22 protein-coding genes are annotated in these 26034 nt (G+C 67.9%); 14 read left to right on the top strand and 8 right to left on the bottom strand.

From position 1 onward, the window contains the following. Positions 1-5: 5 nt before the first annotated feature. Positions 6-1964 (bottom strand): MacB family efflux pump subunit, encoded by a 1959-nt coding sequence (locus HWY37_RS12885; protein ID WP_175205236.1) that lies wholly within the window; start codon positions 1962-1964, stop codon positions 6-8. 1 nt (position 1965) lies between these two features. Beyond that, the gene (locus HWY37_RS12890) at positions 1966-3153 is read right to left on the bottom strand and encodes an efflux RND transporter periplasmic adaptor subunit (protein ID WP_176088770.1); all 1188 of its coding nucleotides are present in this window, start codon (positions 3151-3153) and stop codon (positions 1966-1968) included. Positions 3154-3653: 500 nt separating this feature from the next. Between HWY37_RS12890 and HWY37_RS12895 the strand changes: the two genes are divergently transcribed. The 6 genes from HWY37_RS12895 to purU all read left to right on the top strand — a co-directional run bounded on the left by HWY37_RS12895 (position 3654) and on the right by purU (position 8730). Beyond that, positions 3654-4784 carry an MFS transporter gene (locus HWY37_RS12895; protein WP_246302271.1) on the top strand — a complete coding sequence of 377 codons (1131 nt, stop codon included), beginning with the start codon at positions 3654-3656 and terminating at the stop codon, positions 4782-4784. Between the two features lie 2 nt (positions 4785-4786). Beyond that, positions 4787-5449, top strand: coding sequence for a gamma-glutamylcyclotransferase (locus HWY37_RS12900; protein ID WP_373418140.1), 663 nt, complete (start codon positions 4787-4789; stop codon positions 5447-5449). 105 nt (positions 5450-5554) lie between these two features. Continuing rightward, positions 5555-6184 carry a pyridoxamine 5'-phosphate oxidase gene (gene pdxH, locus HWY37_RS12905; protein ID WP_176088771.1) on the top strand — a complete coding sequence of 210 codons (630 nt, stop codon included), beginning with the start codon at positions 5555-5557 and terminating at the stop codon, positions 6182-6184. A 39-nt stretch (positions 6185-6223) separates the two neighbouring features. Further along, complete coding sequence (locus HWY37_RS12910; protein WP_176088772.1) at positions 6224-6748, top strand: flavin reductase family protein; 525 nt, start codon at positions 6224-6226, stop codon at positions 6746-6748. Further along, on the top strand, positions 6745-7872 hold the full coding sequence (locus HWY37_RS12915) for an NAD(P)/FAD-dependent oxidoreductase (RefSeq protein WP_175205242.1): 1128 nt from the start codon (positions 6745-6747) through the stop codon (positions 7870-7872). The genes HWY37_RS12910 and HWY37_RS12915 overlap by 4 nt, the downstream gene beginning before the upstream one ends. Positions 7873-7875: 3 nt before the next feature. Further along, positions 7876-8730, top strand: coding sequence for a formyltetrahydrofolate deformylase (gene purU / locus HWY37_RS12920; RefSeq protein WP_119452128.1), 855 nt, complete (start codon positions 7876-7878; stop codon positions 8728-8730). 79 nt (positions 8731-8809) lie between these two features. Here the strand turns inward: purU and HWY37_RS12925 are convergent, their stop codons facing one another. Further along, positions 8810-10477, bottom strand: a complete 1668-nt coding sequence (locus HWY37_RS12925; protein ID WP_175205243.1) for a SulP family inorganic anion transporter — start codon at positions 10475-10477, stop codon at positions 8810-8812. 190 nt (positions 10478-10667) lie between these two features. Then, positions 10668-11588, bottom strand: a complete 921-nt coding sequence (locus HWY37_RS12930; RefSeq protein ID WP_175205244.1) for a LysR family transcriptional regulator — start codon at positions 11586-11588, stop codon at positions 10668-10670. A gap of 125 nt (positions 11589-11713) precedes the next feature. Here HWY37_RS12930 and HWY37_RS12935 point away from each other — a divergent pair, with 125 nt between their 5' ends. Genes HWY37_RS12935 through HWY37_RS12945 form a run of 3 tightly spaced genes read left to right on the top strand, consistent with a single transcriptional unit; the run spans position 11714 to position 15584 of the window. Continuing rightward, the gene (locus HWY37_RS12935; RefSeq protein ID WP_176088773.1) at positions 11714-13414 is read left to right on the top strand and encodes an acyl-CoA dehydrogenase family protein; all 1701 of its coding nucleotides are present in this window, start codon (positions 11714-11716) and stop codon (positions 13412-13414) included. A gap of 50 nt (positions 13415-13464) precedes the next feature. Next, positions 13465-14448, top strand: a complete 984-nt coding sequence (locus HWY37_RS12940) for a Bug family tripartite tricarboxylate transporter substrate binding protein (protein ID WP_176088774.1) — start codon at positions 13465-13467, stop codon at positions 14446-14448. Between the two features lie 11 nt (positions 14449-14459). After that, positions 14460-15584: a CaiB/BaiF CoA transferase family protein gene (locus HWY37_RS12945; RefSeq protein ID WP_175205247.1), complete on the top strand. Its 1125-nt coding sequence runs from the start codon at positions 14460-14462 to the stop codon at positions 15582-15584. 13 nt (positions 15585-15597) lie between these two features. Here the strand turns inward: HWY37_RS12945 and ggt are convergent, their stop codons facing one another. Next, a complete protein-coding gene (gene ggt / locus HWY37_RS12950) occupies positions 15598-17355 on the bottom strand; it encodes a gamma-glutamyltransferase (protein ID WP_176088775.1) in 1758 nt (585 codons plus the stop codon). Positions 17356-17498: 143 nt separating this feature from the next. Between ggt and HWY37_RS12955 the strand changes: the two genes are divergently transcribed. Next, entirely contained in the window at positions 17499-18404 is a 906-nt protein-coding gene (locus HWY37_RS12955; protein WP_176088776.1) for a LysR family transcriptional regulator, read from the top strand. Between the two features lie 87 nt (positions 18405-18491). On the opposite strand, the gene HWY37_RS12960 is transcribed toward HWY37_RS12955, so the two are convergent. After that, entirely contained in the window at positions 18492-19475 is a 984-nt protein-coding gene (locus HWY37_RS12960; RefSeq protein WP_175205250.1) for a tripartite tricarboxylate transporter substrate binding protein BugE, read from the bottom strand. Between the two features lie 240 nt (positions 19476-19715). Here HWY37_RS12960 and HWY37_RS12965 point away from each other — a divergent pair, with 240 nt between their 5' ends. After that, positions 19716-20615, top strand: coding sequence for an AEC family transporter (locus tag HWY37_RS12965; protein WP_175205251.1), 900 nt, complete (start codon positions 19716-19718; stop codon positions 20613-20615). A 68-nt stretch (positions 20616-20683) separates the two neighbouring features. On the opposite strand, the gene fumC is transcribed toward HWY37_RS12965, so the two are convergent. Beyond that, on the bottom strand, positions 20684-22081 hold the full coding sequence (gene fumC, locus HWY37_RS12970) for a class II fumarate hydratase (RefSeq protein WP_175205252.1): 1398 nt from the start codon (positions 22079-22081) through the stop codon (positions 20684-20686). Positions 22082-22242: 161 nt separating this feature from the next. Between fumC and tsaE the strand changes: the two genes are divergently transcribed. Both tsaE and HWY37_RS12980 read left to right on the top strand, forming a co-directional pair. After that, a complete protein-coding gene (tsaE, locus tag HWY37_RS12975) occupies positions 22243-22782 on the top strand; it encodes a tRNA (adenosine(37)-N6)-threonylcarbamoyltransferase complex ATPase subunit type 1 TsaE (RefSeq protein ID WP_175205253.1) in 540 nt (179 codons plus the stop codon). Next, positions 22710-24095 (top strand): N-acetylmuramoyl-L-alanine amidase, encoded by a 1386-nt coding sequence (locus HWY37_RS12980; protein WP_176088777.1) that lies wholly within the window; start codon positions 22710-22712, stop codon positions 24093-24095. Before tsaE ends, HWY37_RS12980 begins: the two co-directional genes overlap by 73 nt. 129 nt (positions 24096-24224) lie before the next feature. Here the strand turns inward: HWY37_RS12980 and HWY37_RS12985 are convergent, their stop codons facing one another. Further along, complete coding sequence (locus tag HWY37_RS12985) at positions 24225-24863, bottom strand: VTT domain-containing protein (RefSeq protein ID WP_176088778.1); 639 nt, start codon at positions 24861-24863, stop codon at positions 24225-24227. A 101-nt stretch (positions 24864-24964) separates the two neighbouring features. Between HWY37_RS12985 and mutL the strand changes: the two genes are divergently transcribed. After that, a partial coding sequence (gene mutL / locus HWY37_RS12990; protein ID WP_246302272.1) for a DNA mismatch repair endonuclease MutL occupies positions 24965-26034 on the top strand: 1070 nt, incomplete at its 3' end.

Below are 26034 nucleotides of genomic sequence, written 5' to 3' on the forward strand. Positions count from 1 at the left end.
CGTCCTCATTCCCGGGCCAGCGCCTCTACGGGATCCAGGCGCGCCGCATTGCGCGCCGGCAAATAGCCAAAAAGCACACCGATCAGCGTGGAGCAGGTGAACGCCGCCACCATCGATGCCGTGGAATACACCATCTTGAACGAACCGCCGGTGGCCTTGGACACCAGCACGCCCAGCCCCAGGGACAGGACGATGCCGATGGCGCCGCCGATCAGGCACACCAGCACCGCCTCGATCAGGAACTGCTGCATGATGTCGCTGCGCCGCGCGCCCACCGCCATGCGCACGCCGATCTCGCGGGTGCGCTCGGTCACCGATACCAGCATGATGTTCATCACGCCGATGCCGCCCACCATCAGCGAAATCAGCGCGATCATGGACACCAGCAGCGTCATGGTGGCGGTGGTGCGTTCGATGGTCTTGCGGATCGCGTCCGTGTTGAACACGAAGAAGTCCTTGGTCACGTGGCGCCGCGTCAGCGTGCGCACGATGGCCTGCTCCGCCGCGGCGGGCGGCGTGGCGTCGTTGACCCGCACCGTGATGCTCTTCAGGTGCTGCTGGCCCAGCACGCGCGACAACGCCGTGGTGTAGGGAATCCACACGTTCAGCGAGTCATTGCTGCCGAAGACGGTGTCCTTCTTCTGCGTCACGCCGATCACGCGCGCCGGCATCGATCCCAGGAACACCACCTGTCCGATGGGCTCGGTATGCGAGCCGAACAGCTTGCGCCGGGTGCCGTCGTCGATCACGACCTCCTGGGCGCGCCGCGTCACGCTGATGTCGTCGAAGAACTTGCCCTGGGCCAGCTTGATGGCCCGCACGCGGAAGTACTGCTCGCCCACGCCCTGGATCACGCCGTTCACCGACACGTTGCGGTAACGCAGCGTGTTGCTGGTGGAGACCTCCGGCGTGACGCTGTCCACATAGGATTCGCGCGCCAGCGCGTCCGCGTCGGCCGGCACCAGGGTGCGGATGTTGACGGCCTTCTCGTCGCCGAAGTCCTTGCCGGGGAATATCTCCACCGTATTGGTGCCAATCTCGCTGATGTCGTCCAGGATCTTGCGGCGCGACCCTTCTCCCAGCGCCACCACCGACACCACCGCCGCGATGCCGATGATGATGCCCAGCATGGTCAGCGAGGTGCGCAGACGGTGCGCGTTCATGGCCAGGAGCGCCATGCGCAGGGCCTCGCCGCAACGGTCCAGGTAAGCCTGCCAGACCGGCCGCGCCGCCAGCGCCGGCGCCTCTTCCTTGACGTGCTCGCGCCGCGGCGCGTCGGGATTGCGCTTGTCGGCGACGATCTCGCCGTCGCTGATCTCAATGATGCGCTGGGCATGGCGCGCCACGTTCATGTCGTGCGTGACGATGATGATGGTGTGGCCCGCCGCGTTCAGCTCCTCCAGGATGCGCAGCACTTCCTGGCCGGTATGCGTGTCCAGCGCGCCGGTCGGCTCGTCGGCCAGGATGATGTCGCCGCCATTCATCAGGGCGCGCGCGATGCTGACGCGCTGCTGCTGGCCGCCGGACAGCTGGCCGGGCCGGTGTTCGGAGCGCTCGCCCAGGCCCAGCCGCCGCAGCAGTTCATTGGCACGTTCGAGGCGCGCCTCGCGCTGTTTGCCGGCATAGACCGCCGGCACTTCGACGTTGCCTTGCGCCGTCAGGTCGGACAGCAGGTGATAGCGCTGGAAGATGAAGCCGAAATGCTCGCGGCGCAACTCGGCCAGTTCGTCCGGATCCAGCTCGCCCGTGCTGCGGCCGTCCACCCGGTACTCGCCGCGGGTCGGGCGGTCCAGGCAGCCCAGGATGTTCATGAGCGTGGACTTGCCCGAGCCGGACGCGCCCACGATCGCCACCATCTCGCCGGCCTCGATGGCCAGGTCGATGTCCTTCAGGACGGCGATGGTCTGCTCGCCCGCGGGGAACTCGCGGCGCACGCCCTTCAGCGAAATCAGGGGGCCGCTCATCTCAGGCCCCCGGCGCCGCGGCGGCCGGCGCGGCATCCGCCGACACGACGCGCTCGCCCACCTCCAGCCCCTCCAGCACCTGCGCCTGGACGTTGTTGTTCATGCCGATCCGGACCTGGCGGGTCTCCGTCTTGTTGTCCTTCAGCACCACGCGCACGGCGTAGCGGCCGTCCTCGCCGCGCTTGCCCAGCGCCGAGGACGGCACCACCACGGTGTCCTTGGCCTCGCCCAGCACGATGAAGACCTGGGCGGTCATGGAGATGCGCAGCTTCTCGTCCGGGTTGGGCACGTCGAACAGGCCGTTGTAGTAGACGGCGGCGGTGGTGGAGCTGCCGCTGGAGGAACCCGTCAGGCTGGCGGTCGCATCGTCCTTCTGCACCGAGTCCGGTGCCGGCTCCACCGCGCGCAGCTGGGCGCGATAGCGCTGGTCCGGTTCGCCCAGGATGGTGAAGTACACCGGCAGGCCAGGCTTCACGCGGGTGACGTCCGCCTCGGAAATCTGCGCCTTGACGGTCATGGTGTCCACCTGGGCCACCTTGATGATGGTGGGCGCGCTCTGGATCGAGTTGACGGTCTGGCCTTCCTTGGTGACCACGGCCACCACCATGCCGTCGATGGGCGAGACGATGCGGGTGTAGCCCAGGTTGACGCGGGCTGTGTCGACCTGGATCTCGGCCTGGGCGATCTGCGCGTCCAGCGAGGCGATCTCGGCCCGGGTCACGCCCAGCGTGGCCTCGGCGTTCTCGTAGGCTTCGCGCGAACTGGCGTCGGCCGCCAGCATCTGGCGCTGGCGGCGAAAGGCGAGTTCGGCCTGCTTCAGCACCGCGACCTTGGCGGTCCGCTCGGCGCGCCGGGTCTGCAAGGCGGCCTCGGCATTGCGCAGCTCGTTCTGCTGGGTCATGTCGTCGATCTCGGCGACCAGCTGGCCCTTTTTGACGCGGTCGCCCAGCGCCACCTTCAGCGACTTGAGTTGGCCGGTGGCCTGGGCGCCCACGCTGACGCGCTCGATGGCATCGAGGGTGCCGCTGGCCAGCACGCTGTCTTCGAGATTGGCGCGGGTGACCTCGGCCACCGCGAAAGTGGCTGGCGGCGACGCCGGGAAGAAAGCGGCGCGCGCGCCAATGACTGCTAACAGAAGCAAAACGGCGATCAGGGAGTAGCGCTTGAACTTGCTGCGAGACTTTTTCATTGAACCTGCCGGATGTGGCGCCGGGGATCGGCCCGTCGCCGGTATTGCGGATTGCGGATTGCGGACCAGGCAAAAGCAGACTTGCCGACGGTGCCTGCACATCCTAAACGCGCAGTCCGTCGGAAGAATCGACGATATGTGGCGAAACGGTGAAAAACGGTAAAGCGGCACCGGACGTCAAGCACTAGTGCGATTGTTCCGTTGCATGAACGATACAACGTCTTGCGCCCGGCCTATGGAAGCACTGACCCGCACATGCGCCGAACGTGCCGCCATCTCGCGCCATAAGCATGCGAGTTGGCCGCTAGATGGCGCCTATCTCGCGATTGGCGCCAATATGGCTTTGCCGCAGCGCAAAACGACCTCGCCTCGACATAGGGCGACGTTATGGCCAGAATGAATGCAGTTAAGCCGTATCCGTGTCCACTCCTCTCAGATCCCCCTCCTCGTCACCCAGTTCCCCGGAATTTTCCGGGGCGGTGCTTTTGTGCCTGCTGGCCATGATGAATCACGTGGCGCTTACAGGGGGACGGATCACTGTCTCGCTGACCGCGCTGCAGATGGGACTGTCGACCTTCAAGGTGGGCACCCTGGTCGCCGTGTTCGCGGTGCTTCCCATGCTGTTTTCCGTGCGCGCCGGGCGCTGGGTCGACCGGGTCGGCATCGTCCGGCCGCTGGTGATCGGCACTTCCCTGGTGGCCGTGGGCACGGCGCTGCCCTTCATCTCGCAGACCCAGTTCGCCCTGCTGATCGCGTCCTGTTGCATCGGCATCGGCTTCATGCTGCACCAGGTCGCGACGCAGGATCTGCTGGGCCACGCCGAGCCGGCGCAGCGCCTGCGCAATTTTTCCTTCATGTCGCTGGCGCTGGCGGGGTCCGGGTTCTCGGGCCCGCTGATCGCGGGGCTGGCCATTGACCATCTGGGCACGCGCCTGGCCTTCGGCCTGCTGACCCTGGGTCCGCTGCTGTCGGCGGGCGGGCTGTATGCCTTGCGTCACCAATTGAAGGCGGTGGATTCGCAGCTGTCCGGCAAAAAAGAAGCCGAAAAGCGCCGTGTTACGGAATTGCTGGAAGTACCGGCGCTGCGCCGCATCCTGATGGTCAACACCATTTTGTCCGGCGCGTGGGACACGCATCTGTTCGTCGTGCCCATTTTCGGCGTCGCCATCGGCCTGTCGGCCACCACGATCGGCATCATACTTGCGTCCTTCGCGGCGGCAACTTTCATCATCCGCCTGGTATTGCCCTTCATTCAGCGTCGCGTGCGGTCCTGGACGCTGGTGCGGGCGGCAATGGCAACGGCCGCCATCGATTTCATGCTTTACCCGATGTTCACCGACGTTACGATCCTGATCGTGCTGTCTTTCATCCTGGGACTGGCGTTGGGCTGTTGTCAGCCCAGCATGCTGTCGCTGCTGCACCAGCATTCGCCCCCGGGCCGGGCAGCCGAGGCCGTGGGCCTGCGGATGGCCCTGATCAATGGCTCCCAGGTGTCCCTGCCGTTGACCTTCGGCGCGCTTGGTGCGGTAATTGGCGTTGCCCCCTTGTTCTGGGCCTATTCAGTCGCCCTGATGGCCGGAGGCTGGGCCAACCGCAATCCCCCGATCGAGTCTGACCGGAAACAACAGTAGCCGTGAACATGCAGTCTTCTCCTCCCGCCGCCGGCCACGCCGGCGCCAGCCTGCCCTTTCGCCTTTGGACGCCGGAAGAACGGCAGGCCTCCCTGGATGAGGCCCTGCGCCACTGGCAAGCCGGCGAAGACGTCTGGGTGTACGGCTACGGCTCCCTGGTATGGCGTCCTGATTTCGATTTCGTCGAACGCCGCCTGGCGACCCTGCGCGGCCACCACCGCGCGCTGTGCCTGTGGTCGCGCGTCAACCGCGGCACGCCGGAATGCCCGGGCCTGGTGTTCGGCCTGGACCGCGGCGGCTCCTGCCGGGGCGTGGTCTACAGGCTGGCGGGCGATCAGGTGCCCACCTATTTCCCCGCGCTGTGGGACCGCGAAATGTCCACCGGGGCCTATCTGCCGCGCTGGCTCAACTGCACCACCGAATCCGGCACCGTCCGGGCGCTGGTCTTCATCATGAACCGGGACAACCCGGCCTATATCCGCGCCCTGCCCGAGCCCGAGCTGCTGGCCATCGTGCGCCGCGCCGCCGGGCGCTACGGCCCCTGCACCGAATACGTGGTGCAGACCGCTCAGGCGCTGCGCGCCGCCGGCATCCACGACGCCCGCCTGGACGCCATCGCGCGCCGGCTGGAACTGGACGGGCAGGCCCTGCCGGAAGGCGCCTGAGGCGCGCGCCCGGGAAATCTTGCCTGCGACCTGAGCGGGGTCAATAAGGGTGCCGCCTCCCAGGCGGTATAAACTCCTTGTTATCAACGCTGAACTCTACGCCCCATGTCCGTCTCAGATCTGCGTCAAAGCTACGACAAGAACGTGCTGCTGGAAACCCAGGCCGCGGCTTCCCCGTTCGAGCAATTCACCCGCTGGTTCGACGAAGCCCTGGCCGCCAAGGTCCCCGAGCCCAACGCCATGACCCTGGCCACGGTGGACGCCAGCGGCCAGCCGAGCGCGCGCATCGTCCTGATCAAGGGTTTCGACGAGCGCGGCTTCACGTTCTTCACCAACTACGAATCCCGCAAGGGCCTGGACCTGCAGGCCGAGCCGCGCGCCAGCCTGCTGTTCTTCTGGCAGCCCCTGGAACGCCAGATCCGGATCGAGGGCGTGGTCGAGAAGGTGCCGGCCGACGAATCGGACGCCTACTATCACAGCCGGCCCACCGGTTCGCGCATCGGCGCCTGGGCCTCGCGCCAGAGCCAGCCGATCACCCGCGAAGAGCTGGAAGCCCGCGAGCAGGAATTCCGCGAGCGCTACGGCGAACAGCCGCCGCGCCCGCCGCACTGGGGCGGCTACCGCCTGAAGCCCACCGCCTTCGAATTCTGGCAAGGCCGGCCCTCGCGCCTGCATGACCGCCTGCGCTATGTCGCCGACGGCCAGGTCTGGAAGATCGAACGCCTGTCGCCTTGATGCCGGGCGCCGCGCGCGCCCGTTCCAATTAACAATTGCATGCCCGCCTCCTCCCCTGATTTTGACGCCGCCTTTTTCCGCACCGCGCTGGGCCGCTACGCCACGGGCGTGACCGTCGTGACGGCCGCCGGCCTGGACGGCGCGCCCATCGGACTGACGGTCAGCTCCTTCAATTCCGTCTCGCTGAATCCGCCGCTGGTGCTGTGGAGCCTGTCGCGCAACTCGTCGTCGCTGGCCGCCTTCGAGCAGTGCGAGCGCTATGTCGTCAACGTGCTGGGCTCGGAGCAGATCGCGCTGGCGCGCCGCTTCGCCACCGGCAAGACGCCGGACCGCTACGCCGGCCTGACGGTGCACCACGCGCCGGGTGGCACGCCCATGCTGGACGGACATTGCGCCGCCTGGTTCGAATGCCACAACCGCAGCCGCTACGTCGAGGGCGACCACATCATCATGGTGGGCGAGGTCGAACGCTGCGGCCATAGCGGCGAACCGCCGCTGGTCTTCCATGCCGGCGGCTTCGATCTGACCCCGGCCGGCGCGCGGTCGGAAAGGAAGACGCCATGAGCGTGGATGTGGATTGCGTCGTCATCGGCGCGGGAGTGGTGGGCCTGGCGATCGCGCGGGCGCTGGCCCAGTCGGGCCGCGAAGTGCTGGTGGCGGAAGCCACCGAGGCCATCGGCACCGGCACCAGCTCGCGCAATTCCGAAGTCATACACGCCGGCATCTATTACCCGGCGGGCAGCCTCAAGGCCCGCCTCTGCGTGCGCGGCAAGCATCTGCTGTACGCCTATTGCGCCGAGCGCGGCGTGCCCTACAAGCGCCTGGGCAAGCTCATCGTCGCCACCGACACCGAACAGGCCGCGCAGCTCGAAGGCATTGCCCAGCGCGCCCGCGCCAACGGCGTCGACGACCTGCAATTCATTTCCGGCGAAGATGCCATGCGCCTGGAGCCGGCGCTGCGCTGCACCGCGGCGCTGTCCTCGCCGTCCACCGGCATCGTCGACAGCCATGCGCTGATGCTGTCGTTCCAGGGCGACGCCGAAAACGCCGGCGCCCAATGCGTGTTCCACACGCCGCTGGTGTCCGGCCGCGTCCGCCCCGAAGGCGGCTTCGAGCTGCAGTTTGGCGGCGACGAGGCCATGACCCTGAGCTGCAACGTGCTGATCAATTCGGCCGGCCTGCAGGCGCCGGCGCTGGCGCGCCGCATCGAGGGCCTGCCTGCTTCCAGCATCCCCACCGATTACCTGTGCAAGGGCAGCTATTTCACGCTGTCCGGCCGCGCGCCGTTCTCGCGCCTGATCTATCCGGTGCCGCAACATGCCGGCCTGGGCGTGCATCTGACGCTGGACCTGGGCGGCCAGGCCAAGTTCGGCCCCGACACCGAATGGGTCGGCACCGAGGACTACACGCTGGATCCGGCCCGCGCCGAGGTGTTCTACGCCGCCGTCCGCAGCTATTGGCCGGCCCTGCCCGACGACGCGCTGGCGCCGGGCTACACCGGCATCCGCCCCAAGATCTCCGGCCCGCACGAACCCGCCGCCGACTTCGTCATTGCCGGCCCAGCCGCGCACGGCGTGCCCGGCCTGGTGAACCTGTTCGGCATAGAATCTCCGGGGCTGACCTCCAGCCTGGCCCTGGCCGAAGAGGCCCTGGCGCGTCTGAAATTTCCCTTTTCTCCTGTCTCCTGAACCATGCAGCACAACGACTACATCCTGACCCTGTCCTGCCCCGACCGCACGGGCATCGTGTACCGCGTCAGCGGCCTGTTGTTCGAATTGGGTTGCAACATCCTGGATTCGCAGCAGTTCGGCGACGAAGAGACCGGCCGCTTCTTCCTGCGGGTGCACTTCGACGTCCCGGCGGGTGTGGCCGCCAGCGACCTGCGCGCGCGGCTGGACGGGATGTCGGCCGAGTACGGCATGGAGTTGAAGCTGCATGACGCCCGCCGCAAGGAACGCCTGCTGATCATGGTCAGCAAGCAGGGCCACTGCCTGAACGACCTGCTGTTCCGCGTGCATAGCGGCCATCTGCATGCCGAAGTGGCCGCCATCGTCTCGAACCACAACGACTACGCCAGCCTGGCGGCGTCCTACGGTATCCCGTTCCACCACCTGCCGGTCACCGCCGACACCAAGGCGGAACAGGAAAAGCAGGTGCTGGCCCTGGTCGACCAGGAAGGCATCGACCTGGTGGTGCTGGCCCGCTACATGCAGATCCTGTCGGAAGACATGTGCCGCGCGCTGAACGGCCGCGCCATCAACATCCACCACAGCTTCCTGCCCAGCTTCAAGGGTGCGCGCCCCTACCACCAGGCGCATGCCCGCGGCGTCAAGATCATCGGCGCCACCGCCCACTACGTGACCTCGGACCTGGACGAAGGCCCGATCATCGACCAGGACATCGAACGCGTGGACCACACGATGACCGCCCAGGACCTGACCCAGGTCGGCAGCGACATCGAATCCCTGGTGCTGTCGCGCGCCGTGCGCAGCCACGTCGAGCACCGCATCCTGCTGAACCGCAACAAGACCGTCGTCTTCCGCTAGGAATCGGGCGCCCGAGCGGTCCTGGTCAGGGCGGCCCTGGTCAGGGCGGCCGGCGCAGGCGCCGCCCTTTCCCTGACCGCTAGGCCTCTCCGTCTGCCAGCGCCACGGCTGCCGCCGTCGCGCTCGCCACGTCGGGCTGCAGATGCCCTTGCAGCCGCTGGTACAGGCCGATACGGCGCACGATGTCCTGCGGCTGTCCCATCAGGCCCGAGACGATCAGCGCCACGCCCCGCTTCTCGCACGCCTGGCTCAGCGCTTCCAGCGCCTCGGCGCCGGTCGAGTCCACGTAGATCACGTTCTTCAGGTCCAGCACCAGCGCGCGGGCCGGCAGGCGGTCCTCCAGCGATTCCACCAGCTTGGTGGCGCCGAAGAAGACGGTGCCGTACAGGCGCCAGACCGCGATCTTCCCGTCCTGGCCGGCCAGCAGCGGCTGCTCCGCGGCCGTGATGCGTTCGGCGCGCGACAGGCTGGATATACGGTAGATGAAGGTCAGGCAGGCGGCGAAGATGCCGAACTCCACCGCGACCGTCAGATCGAAGATCACCGTCAGCAGGAACACCGACACCAGCGTCACCCGGTACGGCAGCCGGTAGGTCCTGAGCCGCGCGAACTCGCGCCATTCGCCCATGTTCCAGGCCACGAACATCAGGATGGCGGCCAGGGTGGCCAACGGTATCGAAGCCGCCAGCGGCGCGGCCGCCAGCATCACCACAAGCAGCACCAGCGCGTGCACCATGCCCGCGACCGGGCTGGTGGCGCCGCTTTTCACGTTGGTCACCGTGCGCGCGATGGTGCCCGTGGCCGGCATGCCGCCGAAGAACGGCGTGACGAAGTTGGCGACGCCCTGGGCCATGAGTTCCTGGTTGGGGTCGTGCCGGTCTCCTATCATGCCGTCGGCCACCCGCGCGCACAGCAGCGACTCGATGGCGCCCAGCGCCGCCAGCGTGATCGTGGGCATCAGCAGGAAACGGGCCGATTCCCAGCTGAATGCCGGCAAGGTGAAGTCCGGCAACGCCGCCGGTATGCCGCCGAAGCGGCTGCCTATGGTTTCGACGGGCAGGCCGAACACCGCCACCGCCGCCGTGGCCAGCACCAGCGCAACGATGGAGCCCGGCACCCGGGCCAGCCTGGCCGTCCGCTGGCCGCCCCATTTCGGCAGCCAACGCTGCCAGCCCACGATCACCGCCAGCGACCCCAGCGCCACGGCGGCGGCCCAGGGGTTAAGCGTGGCCAGGTGGCCGCCCAGCGCGCCGAGGATGCCGAAGAAATCGCCCGGCATCTTGGGAATGGTCAGCCCCAGGAAGTCCTTGACCTGCGACAGGGCGATCAGCACCGCGATGCCATTGGTAAAGCCGATGATCACGGCGACGGGGATGAAGCGCACCAGCGTGCCCAGCCTGAGCAGCCCCATCACGAACAGCAGCACGCCGGACAGCGCCGTGGCGATGATCAGGTTGGCCACGCCGTACTGCTGCACGATGTCGTAGACGATGACGATGAAGGCGCCCGCCGGGCCGCCGATCTGCACCCGGCTGCCGCCCAGCAGTGCGATCAGAAAGCCCGCGATGATGGAGGTGAAGAGACCCGCCTCCGGCTTGAGGCCCGAGCCGATGGCGAACGCCATGGCCAGCGGCAGGGCCACCACGGCCACCGTGAGGCCGGCGCCGATGTCCTGCACGAAGCGGGTACGGTCGTAACCGCGCAACGCGTCGAAAAGACGCGGATGAAACGAAAAAGGAATTTCCACGAGAGACTCCGGAGAAGTGGAACCGAAACGCCTGGAACGGGTTTCAGTGCTTCGCCGGAGGGCCGCAATGGCGCAGCCTGGTGATGAAACGCCTGCGGCGCGTGAGCGGCAGGACTGATCGATGGGGCATGGCAAAAAAGCCGGAAATCGCGGAAGTACTCCTAACGATAAGCCTTCGGACGGGTTCTGCCTACCCGTCTGGCGCGCGGCCCGGCGCGGCGGGAGGATCCCAGTCATGCCGCGCCGCCATTTCCACCGCCTTTTCCTGCAGCGGCGAACGCGCGGCCTCGGGCCAGATCATCTGGCTGACCGAACGGGCCTCGTGCTCGAAGGCGATGAAGCGCGTCCCCGCCAGGCCGCTGCGCGACAGGCAGGCCGGCACGATGGAAACGCCCAGTCCCTGCGACACCAGCGAGGCCACGCTCAGCCAATGCCTGACCTCGTGTCGGATCACGGGCATGAAGCCCGCCGCCACGCACATGGACAGCACTGTCTCGTAATAGCTGGGCGACGCGGCCCGGGCGAAGAACACGAAGTCATCCGCCGCCAGTTCCGCCAGCCGCAAGGATGCGCGGCCGGCCAGCGGATGCGCCTGCGGCAGGCAGACCATGAAAGGCTCGGCCATCAGGTCGCGCGCCTGCACGCCTTGCGGCACCGGGTTGGCGTGGATGAAGCCCAGGTCCTGTTCGCCGCGGCGCACGGCTTCGATCTGGTCGTGCGAATTCAGCTCGGTCAGCACGTGCTCCACGTCCGGCAGCTCGGCGCGCATGGCATTGAGCAAGGCGGGCAGGCCGCGGTACAGCATGGAACCCACGAAGCCGATGCGCAGCCTGCCGCGCAGGCCCGCGTCCACGCGCTGCACCAGCGTGCGCACCTCTTCGGCCTGGCGCAGCAGGGTCAGGGCTTCGCGGTACAGCACCTGACCCGCATCGGTCAGCTCCACGTGGCGGCTGGTGCGCGTCAGCAGGCGCGCGCCAACATTGTCTTCCAGCTGCCGGATGGCGTAGCTGAGCGGCGGCTGCGAAATGTGCAGGCGCGTGGCGGCGCGGCTGAAATGGCGCTCTTCGGCCACGGCGATGAAATAGCGCAGCAGGCGCGGATCCAGGTCCATTTGTCTCCCTAGCGTCCGTAATCCATACTTTTTTTGGATTGTTCTACACACAAACAGTATTTGTATAGATTAATCCATGCCAGCACCATCACAGGCATCGTTCCCGTCTTCAGCAGGATGCCGCCATGGATACCCCCGTCAAGACCGCGCCCGCCGCCGCCACGCCCGTTCCGGATTCGCGCGGGCAGAACCTGTTCAGCGCCGATCCCTATGCCGAGGCGCTGAGCCGGCGCTACCTGCCGCCGGCGCTGCACGCCCATCTGCTGCCCCACCTGGAACGCCTGGGCGCGCTGGCCGGCGGCGTCATGGACGAACTGGCCGCCACGGCCGACAAGCACCCGCCCACGCTGTCCGTGCGCAGCCGCGCAGGCGCCGACGAATCCCGCGTCGACAAGCATCCGGCCTATGTCGAACTGGAACGCCTGGCCTACAGCGAATTCGGCCTGGCCGCGCTATCGCACCGCGGCGGCGTGCTGGGCTGGCCCGAGCCCATGCCCGCGGCCGCCAAGTACGCGCTCAGCCATCTCTTCGTGCAGGCCGAGTTCGGCCTGTGCTGCCCGGTCAGCATGACGGACTCCCTGGCGCGCACCCTGCGCAAGTTCGGCGACCCGGAACTGGTCGAACGGGTGCTGCCCCAGGTGACCTCGCAGGACTTCGACACGCTGCGCCAGGGCGCCATGTTCATGACCGAACAGGGCGCGGGCTCGGACGTCAGCGCCACCGAGGTCACCGCCGCCGAACAGGACGACGGCACCTGGCTGATCCATGGCGACAAGTGGTTCTGCTCCAACCCCGACGCGGGCTACGCCATGGTGCTGGCGCGCAGCGAAGCCCAGCCCGGCCTGAAGGGCGTGTCGCTGTTCCTGCTGCCGCGCGACCTGGCCGACGGCACCCACAACCGCTACCGCATCCTGCGCCTGAAGGACAAGCTGGGCACGCGCTCGATGGCCAGCGGCGAGATCCGCCTGGAAGGCGCGGTGGCCTGGCTGGTGGGCGAGCGCGGCCGCGGCTTCAAGCACATGGCCGACATGATCAACAACTCGCGCCTGTCGAACGGCATGCGCGCCGCCGGCCTGATGCGCCGTGCGGTCACCGAGGCGGTCTACGTCTCGCAGCACCGGCGCGCCTTCGGCAAGCGCCTGATCGACATGCCGCTGATGCAGCGCCAGCTGGTCAAGATGACGGTCTGGGCCGAGCAGGCCCGCAGCGTGATGTTCCAGACCGCGCGCGCCCTGGCCGGCGCGGACCAGGGCGCGGCAGATCCGGCGCTGGCGCGCATCCTCACGCCGCTGATCAAGTTCCGCGCCTGCCGCGACGCCCGCAAGGTGACGGGCGACGCCATGGAAGTGCGCGGCGGCTGCGGCTACATCGAGGAATGGACCGAACCGCGGCTGGTGCGCGACGCCCATCTGGGCTCCATCTGGGAAGGCACCAGCAACATCGTGGCGCTGGACGTGCTGCGCGCCATCAGCAGGGAAAATTCGCTGCCGGCGCTGCGCAGCCACATCGACGGCCTGCTGGCCGAAGGGCGTCCCTGCCCGCCGGAACTGGCCGCGATGCAGGCGCAAGCGCTGGAGCAGACCTATGCGCTGGCCGAGCATGCCGCCCAGGCCGACCGCCCCGAACTGGCGCGCCAGGCGGCTTCGCTGCTGTACCACGCCGTGTCCATGGCTGCCTTGCGCTGGGAAGCCACCGAGCCGGGGCTGGAAAGCCGCGCGCTGCTGGCCGACCAGGTGCTGCAGCACCGCCTGGGTCCGCGCGCCCCCTACGCCATCCCGGCCGACGAAAGCGCGGCGTGCCGGGCCATCCTGCAATACGCGCTGTAAACACCGACGCCGGCGGCACAGCCGGCGCGCACACCCCACCGGAGACAAGCATGAACCGAACCCTAGCCCCCCTGCTACTGGCGGCCGCCGTCGCCATCGCCCCCGTGACGCCCGCGCTGGCCGCCGACGCCTTTCCCTCGGCCCGGCCCGTGACGCTGATCGTGCCCTTCCCGCCCGGCGGCCCCACCGACGCCCTGGCGCGCCGGCTGGCCGACAAGCTCAGGCAGCCGCTGAACCAGAACGTCATCGTCGAGAACCGCGCCGGCGCGGGCGGCAATATCGGCTCCGAGTACGTGGCATCGGCCAAGCCCGATGGCTACACCCTGCTGTTCGGCACCTCCGGCCCGCTGGCGATCAACGTCAGCCTGTACAAGAAGCAGGGCTACAACCCCGAGACCAGCTTCGCGCCCATCATCCGCATCGGCCATCTGCCCAACATCCTGGTGGTGAACCCCTCGGTGCCGGCCAACAACGCGCAGGAGCTCATCGCCTACGCCAAGAAGAACCCGGACAAGCTGAGCTATGCCTCGTCGGGCAACGGCGCCTCGTCGCACCTGGCCGGCATCCTCTTCAACAACATGGCCGGCACCCTGATCATGCACATCCCCTACAAGGGCACGGGGCCGGCGCTCAATGACCTGCTGGGCGGCCAGGTGTCGATGTCGTTCACCGACATCCTGACCGCGCTGCCCTACATCAAGGCCGGCAAGCTGCGCGCCATCGGGCTGGCCAGCGCCCAGCGCTCGGAAGCGCTGCCCGACTTGCCCACGCTGTCCGAGCAAGGCCTCAAGGGCTACGACGTCAGCGTGTTCTTCGGCATCGTGGCGCCCAAGGGCACGCCGCCCGACGTGGTCGACACCCTGAACCGCGCTTTCAAGACCGCGCTGTCCGACCCCGAGGTCGCGCAGACCCTGCGCAGCCAGGGCATCGTCGAAGCGCAGGACCAGACGCCCCAGGGCCTGTCCAGCTTCATCTCGGCCGAAGTGCCCAAATGGCGCGACGTCATCCAGAGCGCCCACGTTTCCATCGACTGAACGGACCTCACATGGCTGCAACACTGCCCAACGCCGGCGCCCTCGCCGGCTGCAAGGTGATCGACCTGTCCCGCGTGCTGGGCGGCCCCTACTGCACGCAGATCCTGGCCGACCACGGCGCCGACGTGCTGAAGATCGAGCCGCCCGGCGGCGACGAGACGCGCGGCTGGGGGCCGCCCTTCCTGGGCGACACCGCGTCCTACTTCATCGGTGTCAACCGCAACAAGGACGGCATGACGCTGGACCTGTCGCAGGCCGCGGGCCAGGAACTGCTGCGCCACCTGCTGGCCGACGCCGACGTGCTGGTCGAGAACTTCAAGCCCGGCACGCTGGAAAAGTGGGGCCTGGGATACGAGACCCTGAGCCGCGACTTCCCCGCGCTGATCCATTGCCGGGTCAGCGGCTTCGGCGCGGACGGCCCGCTGGGCGGCCTGCCCGGCTACGACGCCTGCGCGCAAGCCATGTGCGGACTGATGAGCGTGAACGGCGAGGCCGACGGCGACGCCACCCGCGTCGGCCTGCCGGTGGTGGACATGGTGACGGGCCTGAACGCGGCCGTGGCCATCCTGCTGGCGCTCAACGAGCGCAGCCGCAGCGGCCTGGGGCAATTCCTGGACATCACGCTCTACGATTGCGCCCTGTCGCTGCTGCATCCGCACGCGCCCAACTACTTCTACAGCGGCAAGACGCCCGCGCGCAGCGGCAACGCGCATCCGAATATCGCTCCGTACGAAACGCTGCCCACGGCCAGCGGCCCGATCTTCCTGGCGGTGGGCAACAACCGCCAGTTCGCGCAGCTGGCGCAGACCCTGGACGCGCCCGCGCTGGCCGAGGATGCGCGCTACGCCACCAACGCCGACCGCCTGCGCAACCGCCAGGCCCTGCGCGACGACCTGTCCGCGCTGCTGGCCGGCCACGAGGCCGCCGCGCTGGCCGACCGCCTCTTGCGCTGCGGCGTGCCCGCAGCTGCGGTGCAGACCGTGGACCAGGCGCTGGCGCATCCGCACACCCGGCATCGCGGCATGGTGCTGGAGCAAGGCGACTATCGCGGCGTCGGTTCGCCGATCAAGCTGTCGCGCACCCCCGCGACGCTGCGCAAGCTGCCGCCGGCGCTGCGCCCGGCCGGCGAGGAATAGGCGCGCGGCCGGCTCAGCCGCCCTGGGCCAGGCCTTCGCGGCGCGGGTCCGCGCCGCCCTGCAGCCCGCCGGCATCGATCACGATGCCATGGATGCCGCTCGGGAATTCGGTAATGCGCACCGGGTGCCCCATGCGTTCCAGCGCGGGCGCCAGCGCCTCCAGCGCGGTGCCCTTCTCCAGTTCGGTGTCCTTGTTGCGGCTGCCCATGTTGGGCAGGTCGATGGCGGCCTGGATGTCCAGGCCCCAGTCCAGCACGCCCACCAGGGTCTTGGCGACGTAGTTGATGATGGCGCTGCCGCCCGGCGAACCCACCAGCATGTAGGGCTTGCCGTCGCGCAGCACGATCATCGGCGCCATCGCGCTGCGCGGACGCTTACCGGGTTCGATGCGGTTGGCGACCAGGCGGCCCTCCGGGTCCTTGTAGGACGAGGAAAAGTCCGTCATCTCGTTGTTCAGCAGAAAGCCGCGCACGAAGATCTTGCTGCCGAATTCGTTCTCGATGGTGGTCGTCATGCTCAGCGCATTGCCCTGCGCGTCGACCGCCACCAGATGGCTGGTCGAGGGCAGCGCCAGCGCATCGTCCTTGCCCAGCGACACGAGCTTGCCCTCCGGATCGCCCGGCAGCGCCACCTTCATGCTGCGGTCAGGCTGGATCAGGGCGCCGCGGGCGCGCAGGTAGGCCGGGTCCAACATGGCGCGCACCGGCACCTTCACGAAATCCGGATCGGCCACGTAGAAGTCGCGGTCGGCGAACGCCAGGCGGCCGGCCTCGGAGAAGTAATGCACCGCCTCCACGCTGCCGGGCTTGTAGCTGCCCATGGGGAACTGCTCCAGCTCGCCCAGCATCTGCAGCACCGCGATGGGACCGCTGCTGGGCGGTCCCATGCCGCACAGCTGGTAGCCGCGATAGGCGCCGCAGACGGGCTCGCGGGTCTTGGCGCGATAGCCGGCCAGGTCGGCCAGGGTCAGGTCGCCGGGCACGGCATGGCCGTGCACCGCGGCGACGATGTCGCGGGCGATATCGCCCTGGTAGAACGCGTCCGCGCCCTGTTCGGCCACCGCGCGCAAGGTGCGCGCGAACTCCGGATTCTTCAGCACATGCCCCACCGGCCAGGGCGTACCGTCGGGCGCATAGAAATAGGCCGCCGCGGCGGCCTGCTCGCGCAACGCCTTGTTGCCGGCCAGCAGCTTGTGCAGGCGGGGCGACACGGCGAACCCCTGCTCGGCCAGCCGGATCGCGGGCTGGAACAGATCGGCCCAGGGCAGCACGCCCTGCTCCTTGTGCGCCAGCTCCAGCCCCCGCAGCAGTCCCGGCACGCCCACCGACAGGCCGCTGTTGACCGCATGCGCGAAGGACAGGTGCTTGCCGTTCTGGTCCTGGAAGCGGTGCGGATGGGCGGCCGCGGGCGCGGTCTCGCGGCTGTCGTAGGTCTGGATGCGGCCGCCCTTGGCCGAATACACCACCATGAAGGCGCCGCCGCCTATGCCGGAAGATTGCGGTTCCACCAGGTTCAGCACCAGCTGGGTGGCGATGGCGGCATCCACCACGCTGCCGCCCCGGCGCAACATCTCGTCGCCGGCCTGCGTCGCCAGCGGGTTGGCCGACACCATCATGAAATGCGGCGCCCGCACCAGCTGGCGCGCCTGCAGGCCGCTGGCGGCCTCGGGATTGCGGTCCTCGACGGCCTGCGTGGTGCGCGCCCACGCCGCTGGCGTGGCGGCCAGCGCGGCGGCAAGCAGGATGGCGGCGGCATGGCGGGAAACTCGCATGTAAGGCTCCGATGGGCTCCGGCTTTCCGGCAGGCGTCCATGATAGTCAAGGCGCCTGCGGCTGTCGCGCCGGCGGCCGCGCGCGTCCCGTCCGCCGCATCCGGCATAGAATCGCGGTTTCCGCCCACTGTCCCCTTCGTGCCATGCGTTTGCGCCACATCGAGATTTTCGAAGCGATCCGCCGTACCGGATCCCTGACCGAGGCCGCGGCCGCGCTGCATATTTCGCAGCCCGCCGCCAGCAAGCTGCTGGCGCACGCCGAGACGCAGCTGGGCTTCAAGCTGTTCGAGCGCGTCAAGGGCCGGCTCGTCGCCACCCGCGAGGCCGAGATCCTCACGCCCGAGGTCGCGCGCCTGAACCAGGACCTCAACAGCGTGCGCAGGCTGGCCGCCAGCCTGCGCGACCACCCCAACGGCCACTTGCGGCTGGGCTGCGCGCCCGCGCTGGGCCTGGGGCTGCTGCCCGGCGTGGTGCGCGACAGCCGCGAGGCGCAGCCCGGCATCACCTTCGATATCCACACCCATCACAGCGCCGAGCTGGTGCAGGGGCTGCTGACGCGCGAACTGGACCTGGCCGTCACCTTCGACACCAACGACTATCCGGGCCTGACCCGCATGGGCCTGGGCCATACGGAACTCGTGCACCTGAGCCGCAAGCCCGGCCCGGGCCCGCTGCCGCTGACGGAACTGACCGCGATGGCGGGCGATACGCTGATCGTGCTGGATGCGGCCGACGCCTCTGGCGCGCTGCTGCAGATGGCGCTGGACGCGCAGGGCCTGGACCCGCAGGTCGCCATCCAGGTGCAGACGCATTACGTGGCCTGCGCGCTGGTCGACGCGGGGTGCGGCGACGCCATCGTCGACGCGATCACCGCGCAGGCAATGCTGCGCCCCGGCATGAACCTGCGGCGGCTGGAACCCGCGCTGCGCGTGCCGATCAGCATCATGGTGCGCAACCAGGATCCGCTATCGGCGCTGCACCGCGACTTCATCGAACGCTTGCGCGCCGCCTGCGAGGCGCTGCAGGCCGGACTCGACGCCGCGGCCTGATCGCCTTGCGGCACAAAGCACAACGGGCGCCCTGAGGCGCCCGTTGTGCTTTGCAGAGGGAGCGGGCAAGGCCCGCCCCGCGCGGCATCAGTCCAGCTTGATGTTCTGCTTCTTCACGACGTCCTTCGCCCAGTCATACTGCTCTTTGATTTCCTTGGCGAATTCTTCCGGCGTGTTGCCCGACGGAGCCGAGCCCTGGTCGTCCAGCGCCTTGATGACCTTGGGGTCCTTCAGGGCCACCACAGCGGCGTCGCGCAGCTTGTTCACGACTTCCATCGAGGTGCCCTTGGGCGCCAGCAGACCGTACCAGACCGGCTGGTTCAGCACCGGGAAACCGGCGTCCTTGAACGTGGGCACGTCCTTGATGGCTTCGATGCGGTCCGGCCACGCGATGGCCATGGCGCGCAGCTTGCCCGCCTGGATCTGCGGCATCGACGACGGCAGGTTGTCGAACAGGATTTCGATCTGGCCGCCGACGGCGTCAGCCACGGCCGGGCCCGAACCCTTGTACGGCACGTGCACGATGTCGGTGCCCGTGGCCATCTTGAACGACTCGCCCATCAGGTGCAGCACGCCGCAGGTGCCCGAGCTGCCGTAGGAGTACTTGCCCGGATTCTTCTTCAGCTCTTCCAGGAAGCCCTTGAAGTCCTTGGCGGGGAACTTCGGGTTCACGGCCACCACGTTGGCGGTGTTGGCGAAGTTGGTGACCGGCTGGAAGTCCTTGATCGGATCGTAGGGCAGGTCGTTGGGACGGCAGGCGGGGTTCACGGCCATCGTCGACACGGTGGCGATGGACAGCGTGTAGCCGTCGGCATCGGCGCGCGCGGCTTCGGATGCGCCGATGGCGCCGCCGGCGCCGCCCTTGTTTTCCACAACCATGGGCTGGCCCAGTTCCTGGCTCATGCGCTGCGTGACCAGGCGCGCGATGATGTCGGTCGAGCCGCCCGGTGCGAACGGAACGATGACGCGGATCGGCTTGCTCGGATACTTGTCGGCTGCGACGGCGGCGGAGGCGCCGAGGGTGCCGGCGGCCACTGCGACAGCGACGGCCAGGGAGCGGACTTTATTCATAGGTGTGTTTCCTCCAGTTTGCGAGCCCGTGTGTGTACGGACCGTTGTGTGATGCGCCCGCCTGTGGGCAGGTCAGCAATTGACGGTGGTGGGCGCATGCTCTGTGCGCAGGGTGAGCACTGCTTTTATACGTTGCTTGTGGCACACGCGCCCGCCAGAATGACGGAGAATAGCAGCAAATACTTACAGACGCATAGCGCAGAGATCCTCGTCTGACGCGCATCAAATACGTACTTGCACATGTCGGTTGCCCTTCTGGTTTTCCCTGATTTCATGCTGGTCGCGCTGGGTTGGGCGCTGCGTCACAAACTGAATTTCTCGCGCGAATTCTTCGCCGGCACCGAGCGCCTGGTCTACTTCGTCCTGTTCCCCGCGCTGCTGTTCCAGTCCATCCTGCGCACCCCCATCACGGCCGGCAACGCCGCCATGTTGCTGCAGGCGTCGGCGGCCCTGATCGCGGCCGGCGTCGCGCTGTCCTGGCTGGCCGGCCCGGCGCTGAAGCCCTCGTCGCTGGGCCTGGCCTCGTCCGCGCAATGCGGCTACCGCTTCAACACCTACATCGGCCTGGCGCTGTCGGCCAGCCTGGGCGGCACGCAGGGCCAGACCATCATGGCGCTGATCGTCGGCTTCGCCGTGCCCATGGCCAATGTGGCGGCCGTCTACGGCCTGGCGCGCCACAGCGGCGGCAACCTGCTGCGCGAACTGGCGCGCAATCCGCTGGTGATCTCCACGCTGGCGGGCCTGGCCTGCAACTTGGCCGGCCTGCACCTGCCCGGCCCGCTGGACACGGTGCTGGCCCGCCTGGGCGCGGCGGCCCTCGCGCTGGGCATCATCTGCGTGGGCGCCAGCCTGTCCTGGGAGGGCGGCAAGGGCCATGGCCCGCTGATCGCCTGGATGCTCGCGGTCAAGCTGCTGATCCTGCCCGCCGTGGCCCTGCTGGTTGCGCGCCTGCTGGCGCTGCCGCCGCTGGAATCGCGCATGCTGCTGCTGTTCGCCGCCCTGCCCACCGCTTCCGCGGCCTACGTGCTGGCCATGCGCATGGGCGGCGACGGCCGCATGGTGGCGGTGCTGATATCGCTGGGCACCCTGTTCTCGGCGCTGACGATCCCGCTGTGGCTGATGCTCACCGGCACGGCTTGAACGGCAGTGCGCCAGCCATGAAAAAAGACCGCCGCAGCGGTCTTTTTTCATGGGCGGAACAGTCGTCCTTACGAGGACTTGTGCGCGTTGGTCATGGACGCGGGCACGACCCACTCGGCGAACTGCGCCTCGGTCACGTAGCCCAGCGCCAGCGCCGATTCCTTCAGCGACAGGCCTTCCTTGTGCGCCTTCTTGGCGATCTGCGCGGCCTTGTCGTAGCCGATGTGCGGATTCAGCGCCGTCACCAGCATCAGCGAACGGTCGACCAATTCGGCGATGCGCTCGCGGTTGGGCTCGATGCCGGCGGCGCAATGCTCGTTGAAGCTGGCCATGCCGTCGGTCAGGAGGCGCACCGATTGCAGGAAGTTGTGGATCACCAGCGGCTTGAAGACGTTCAGTTCGAAATTGCCGCTGGCGCCGCCGATATTGATGGCGACGTCGTTGCCCAGCACCTGCGCGGCCAGCATCGTGATGGCTTCGCACTGCGTCGGGTTGACCTTGCCCGGCATGATCGAGCTGCCCGGCTCGTTCTCGGGAATGCTGATCTCGCCCAGGCCCGAACGCGGACCGCTGGACAGCCAGCGCACGTCGTTGGCGATCTTCATCAGGCCGGCCGCCAGCGACTTCAACGCGCCGTGCGCGAACAGCAGCGCTTCATGCGAGGCCAGTCCCTGGAACTTGTTGGGCGCCGACACGAAGGCGGTGCCGGTGGCGTGCGCCAGTTCGGCCGAGACCTTGACGCTGAACTGCGGATGCGCGTTCAGGCCGGTGCCCACCGCGGTGCCGCCGATGGCCAGCTGGTGCAGGCCCGGCAAGGTGGCGCGGATCTGCTGCTCGCACAGGTCCAGCTGCGCGACGTAGCCCGACAGCTCCTGGCCCAGGGTCAGCGGCGTGGCGTCCTGCAGGTGCGTGCGGCCGATCTTGACGATGTCGTAGAACTCGGCGCTCTTGGCGGCCAGCGTGGCGCGCAGCGCCTTCAGCGAGGGCAGCAGGTGGTGTTCGACCTGCACCGCGGCCGCCACGTGCATGGCGGTGGGGAAGGTGTCGTTGGACGACTGGCCGCGGTTGACGTGGTCGTTCGGGTGGACCTTGCGCTCTTCGCCGCGCACGCCGCCCAGCAGTTCCGAGGCGCGGTTGGCCAGCACCTCGTTCATGTTCATGTTGCTCTGGGTGCCGGAACCGGTCTGCCAGACCGACAGCGGAAACTCGTTGGGCCACTTGCCCGCGATCACTTCATCGGCGGCGCGGATGATGCCGTCGGCAATCTTCGGATCCAGCTCGCCCAGGTCGGCGTTGACCTTGGCGGCCGCGCGCTTGAGCCGCGCCATCGCGTCGACCAGCGGAACCGGCATCTTCTCGGTGGAAATCGCGAAAAAATGCAGCGAACGCTGGGTCTGGGCGCCCCAGAGATGATCTTCCGGGACTTCGATGGGACCAAACGTGTCTTTTTCAATGCGGGTCTTCATGGCGCGTGCTACTCCGTGGCGACGTCGATGGTGGCCGGCCGCGTTGCCTGGCCACGCAAAAGTTGAGAATGGTAATCAATTCTAGGTTAGCAGAAACCCGCATTCCTATAATTGCGCAACATCCGTGCTCCCTCCACCGTTTTTACCACTCGCCCCGCGCCATGTCCGCCCCTCTTTGCAGCCTGACCTTGCACCTGCCCGACGAAGCCGCCACGGAGTCGCTGGCGCGGCAGCTCGCCCCCCTGGTTTCCAGCGGCCAGACCGGTCCGGCAGGGGGACATATCCACCTCCAGGGAGACCTGGGCGCAGGGAAAACGGCGTTCACCCGGGCCCTGTTGCGGGAATGCGGCATCACCGGCCGGATCAAAAGTCCCAGCTACGCGCTGCTTGAATCCTATAAAGTTTCTAACTTATACTTCTATCACCTTGATTTTTATAGATTTAGTGATTCGCGCGAATGGTTGGACGCAGGATTCCGGGATTTACTGCGTGACGATGCGGTCGTTTTGATCGAATGGCCGGAGCGGGCTGGGGGTCTTTTGCCCCCTCCCGACCTGCTGATTTCCCTAGCCTATGCAGGCGAAGGACGCGACGCCACCCTGACCGCGTACACCGCTCGAGGACAAACATGGTTGAACGCGATTGTCCCCCCGCCCAAGTCGGCGCCCTCCCCCCGGCAGGCGCCACCCGGCGCCGCCTGATCAGCGTCGCCGCCAGCCTGCTCGTCTTGCCGGTCCTGCCGCGCCTGGCGCAGGCGGCAACGATCCTGGCCGTGCGTACCTGGCCGGCCGACGAATACACCCGTGTCACGCTGGAGCTCGACAGCGAGCTCAAGGCTGAACAGTTCACCCTTGAAAACCCCCACCGCCTGGTGGTGGATATTGAGGGACTGACCATCAGCGCGGCGCTGAACGACCTGGTCTCCAAGGTCCGCCCGGACGACCCCTACATCCAGAGCCTGCGCGTGGCGCAGAACCGCCCCAACGTGGTGCGCCTGGTGTTCGACCTGAAGCAGCCCGTGGCGCCGCAGGTGTTCACGCTCAAGCCCGTGGCCGACTACCAGTACCGGCTGGTGCTGGACCTGTATCCGAAGGTCGCCCAGGATCCGCTGGTCGCGATCCTGAACAAGCAGAGCGGCCCCGACGTGGACGACCCGCTGGCGCGCATCCTGGAAGACATCCAGCGCAACCCGGTGGCCCGCGCCGATCCGCCCGAGCCGCCGCGCGTGCGCGGCCAGCAGCCGGCGCCCCCGCTGCCCACCGCGCCCAAGCCACCGCCCGCCACCGCCAGCCGCGGCAAGCAGCGCATGCTGACCATCGCGCTGGACCCCGGCCATGGCGGCGAGGACCCCGGCGCCATCGGCAGCAGCGGCCTGCGCGAGAAAGACGTGGTGCTGCGCATCGCCCGGCGCCTGAAGGCCCTGATCGACAGCCAACCCTATATGCGCGCCTATCTCACGCGCGACGACGACTACTTCGTGCCCCTGCACGTGCGCGTGCAGAAGGCGCGCCGCGTGCATGCGGACCTGTTCATCTCGATCCACGCGGACGCCTGGGTCAAGCCCACGGCCAACGGCTCGTCGGTGTTCGCGCTGTCTCAGCGCGGCGCCACCAGCGCCCAGGCGCGCTGGATGGCCGACAAGGAAAACGCGGCCGACCTGATCGGCGGCGTCAACCTGGGCAGCCACGACCGCCAGGTGGCGAAGGTGCTGCTGGACCTGTCCACCACCGCGCAAATCAACGACTCGTTGAAAGTGGGCAGCGCGTTCCTGGACGAAATCAAGAAGATCAACCGCCTGCACAAGAACAGCGTCGAACAGGCCGGTTTCGCCGTCCTGAAGGCCCCGGACATCCCCTCCGTGCTGGTCGAGACCGCCTTCATCAGCAACCCGCAGGAAGAAGCCCTGCTGCGCAGCACGACGCACCAGGACAAGCTGGCCCAGGCCATGCTGACCGGCATCCAGCGCTACTTCACCGCCAACCCGCCGCTGGCGCGGCTGGGCGACGTGAGCTGACGGCAAGGTCGGCTGCATGAAAAAAGGCGTTGCGCTTCATGGGCGCAACGCCTTTTTTCTGGTTGGGCTGCTGATGGGTTGCGCGCGATCGGCTGTTGCGTTCTTGCGCCGACCCTCCCGCGCTTCCCCCTACGTACCCTTTCTTGCCTTGATCAGCTTGAACACGCCCGCCCCCACCACCGGCACAATGGCGGCGGCCAGGCCCAGCAGCACGATGGTGTTCAGGTGTTCGCGCACCAGCGGGATGTTGCCGAAGAAGTAGCCCGCGGCCACCAGGCTGACCACCCACAGCAACGCCCCCAGGATGTTGAACAACTGGAAGCGGGACAGCGGCATGTCGGCCACGCCCGCGACAAAGGGCGCGAAGGTGCGGACCACGGGAATGAAGCGCGACATCACGATGGTCTTGCCGCCGTGCTTTTCATAGAACGCGTGCGTGCGCATCAGCGCGCCACGGTCCAGGAAACGCAGGTTCATCGAGAACACCCGCGGCCCGATATAGCGCCCGATGGCGTAGTTCAGCGTATTGCCGGTGATCGCCGCGACAATCAGCAAGCCGCCCATCAGGAACGGGTCGATATGGCCCGTGGCGCCGAACGCGCCCGCGATGAACAGCAGCGAGTCCCCCGGCAGAAAGGGCAACACGACCAGCCCCGTCTCCGCGAAAACGATCAAGAACAACACCAAGTACACCCACATGCCGTACTGCGCGACCCAGACGCCCAGCGTCTTGTCGATGTGGAGCACCATATTGAAAAATTCGAGCATTGAAGCAACCCTGACTGCGAAATGGGATATCAGTCCGCGACTATAGCCCACCCGTCCATGACGCTAAAATCATCCACATAGCCCTACCTGAACACAGCCACATGACTGAACGCCGCTCCATTCTTGCCCTTCCCGACCTGCTGATCAGCCAGATCGCCGCCGGCGAGGTAATCGAGCGGCCGGCGTCCGTGCTCAAGGAAATCCTCGAAAACGCCATCGACGCCGGCGGACGCGCCATCGAGGTGCGCCTCGAAGGCGGCGGCATACGCCGTATCGCCGTGACCGATGACGGCGGCGGCATTCCGCCCGAGGAACTGCCGCTGGCGCTGGCGCGCCACGCCACCAGCAAGATCCGCTCGCTGAACGAACTGGAATCGGTGGCGTCCATGGGGTTCCGCGGCGAGGCCCTGGCCTCCATCGCGTCCGTGGCCCAGGTCACCATCATCTCCCGCACCCGCGATGGCGAACACGCCTGGCAGATCGACGCCGGCAGCATGCAGGTCAGCCCCGCCTCGGGCCCTCCGGGCACCACGGTGGACGTGCGCCAGCTGTTCGACGCGGTGCCGGCCCGCCGCAAGTTCCTGCGTTCCGAGGCCACCGAGTTCGGCCATTGCGTCGACGCCATGGAACGCATCGCGCTGGCGCATCCGCAGATCGCGTTCCGCCTGTTCCACCATGACCGCGCACAGCGCCAATGGCTGCCCGCCGAACCGCCGCAACGCATCCGCGACGTGCTGGGCGCCGAATTCGCCGAGCACGGCCTGCTGCTGTCGCACTCGGTCGGCACGGTGAGCCTGGCGGGCATGATCACCCGCCCCACCGCCGCCCGCGCCCGCGCGGACCGCCAGTACCTCTACGTGAACGGCCGCTACGTGCGCGACCGCACCGTCAGCCACGCCCTGCGCGCGGCCTACGCCGACGTGCTGCACGGCGACCGCCAGCCCGCCTACGTGCTGTTCCTGGACATCGACCCGGCCGCCGTGGACGTGAACGTGCACCCGGCCAAGCACGAAGTCCGCTTCCGCGACAGCGGCGCCGTGCACCGCTTCGTCTCCAACGCCGTCGGCCAGACGCTGGCGCAGACCGGCGGCGCGTCCGCGGCCGCGCCTGCCGCGCAAGGCGGCGGCGCGGACGACGATGGCTTTGAAACCGTGGCCCGGCCCGCCCCGTC

Origin of the sequence: Achromobacter anxifer, from assembly GCF_903652925.1 — a bacterium.
GTDB classification, from domain to species: Bacteria; Pseudomonadota; Gammaproteobacteria; order Burkholderiales; family Burkholderiaceae_B; genus Achromobacter; species Achromobacter anxifer.

What these genes read in the sequence shown, in the direction of transcription:
- pdxH (WP_176088771.1), top strand. Translation starts at nt 5,555, where the DNA reads ATGTCCGTCTCAGATCTGCGTCAAAGCTACGACAAGAACGTGCTGCTG.
- HWY37_RS12985 (WP_176088778.1), bottom strand. Translation starts at nt 24,863, where the DNA reads ATGCTCGAATTTTTCAATATGGTGCTCCACATCGACAAGACGCTGGGC.
- HWY37_RS12955 (WP_176088776.1), top strand. Translation starts at nt 17,499, where the DNA reads ATGCGTTTGCGCCACATCGAGATTTTCGAAGCGATCCGCCGTACCGGA.
- HWY37_RS12980 (WP_176088777.1), top strand. Translation starts at nt 22,710, where the DNA reads ATGGTTGAACGCGATTGTCCCCCCGCCCAAGTCGGCGCCCTCCCCCCG.
- HWY37_RS12910 (WP_176088772.1), top strand. Translation starts at nt 6,224, where the DNA reads ATGCCCGCCTCCTCCCCTGATTTTGACGCCGCCTTTTTCCGCACCGCG.
- HWY37_RS12930 (WP_175205244.1), bottom strand. Translation starts at nt 11,588, where the DNA reads ATGGACCTGGATCCGCGCCTGCTGCGCTATTTCATCGCCGTGGCCGAA.
- HWY37_RS12885 (WP_175205236.1), bottom strand. Translation starts at nt 1,964, where the DNA reads ATGAGCGGCCCCCTGATTTCGCTGAAGGGCGTGCGCCGCGAGTTCCCC.
- HWY37_RS12945 (WP_175205247.1), top strand. Translation starts at nt 14,460, where the DNA reads ATGGCTGCAACACTGCCCAACGCCGGCGCCCTCGCCGGCTGCAAGGTG.
- HWY37_RS12960 (WP_175205250.1), bottom strand. Translation starts at nt 19,475, where the DNA reads ATGAATAAAGTCCGCTCCCTGGCCGTCGCTGTCGCAGTGGCCGCCGGC.
- HWY37_RS12890 (WP_176088770.1), bottom strand. Translation starts at nt 3,153, where the DNA reads ATGAAAAAGTCTCGCAGCAAGTTCAAGCGCTACTCCCTGATCGCCGTT.
- HWY37_RS12935 (WP_176088773.1), top strand. Translation starts at nt 11,714, where the DNA reads ATGGATACCCCCGTCAAGACCGCGCCCGCCGCCGCCACGCCCGTTCCG.
- HWY37_RS12940 (WP_176088774.1), top strand. Translation starts at nt 13,465, where the DNA reads ATGAACCGAACCCTAGCCCCCCTGCTACTGGCGGCCGCCGTCGCCATC.
- purU (WP_119452128.1), top strand. Translation starts at nt 7,876, where the DNA reads ATGCAGCACAACGACTACATCCTGACCCTGTCCTGCCCCGACCGCACG.
- fumC (WP_175205252.1), bottom strand. Translation starts at nt 22,081, where the DNA reads ATGAAGACCCGCATTGAAAAAGACACGTTTGGTCCCATCGAAGTCCCG.
- tsaE (WP_175205253.1), top strand. Translation starts at nt 22,243, where the DNA reads ATGTCCGCCCCTCTTTGCAGCCTGACCTTGCACCTGCCCGACGAAGCC.
- ggt (WP_176088775.1), bottom strand. Translation starts at nt 17,355, where the DNA reads ATGCGAGTTTCCCGCCATGCCGCCGCCATCCTGCTTGCCGCCGCGCTG.
- HWY37_RS12915 (WP_175205242.1), top strand. Translation starts at nt 6,745, where the DNA reads ATGAGCGTGGATGTGGATTGCGTCGTCATCGGCGCGGGAGTGGTGGGC.
- HWY37_RS12895 (WP_246302271.1), top strand. Translation starts at nt 3,654, where the DNA reads ATGATGAATCACGTGGCGCTTACAGGGGGACGGATCACTGTCTCGCTG.
- HWY37_RS12965 (WP_175205251.1), top strand. Translation starts at nt 19,716, where the DNA reads ATGTCGGTTGCCCTTCTGGTTTTCCCTGATTTCATGCTGGTCGCGCTG.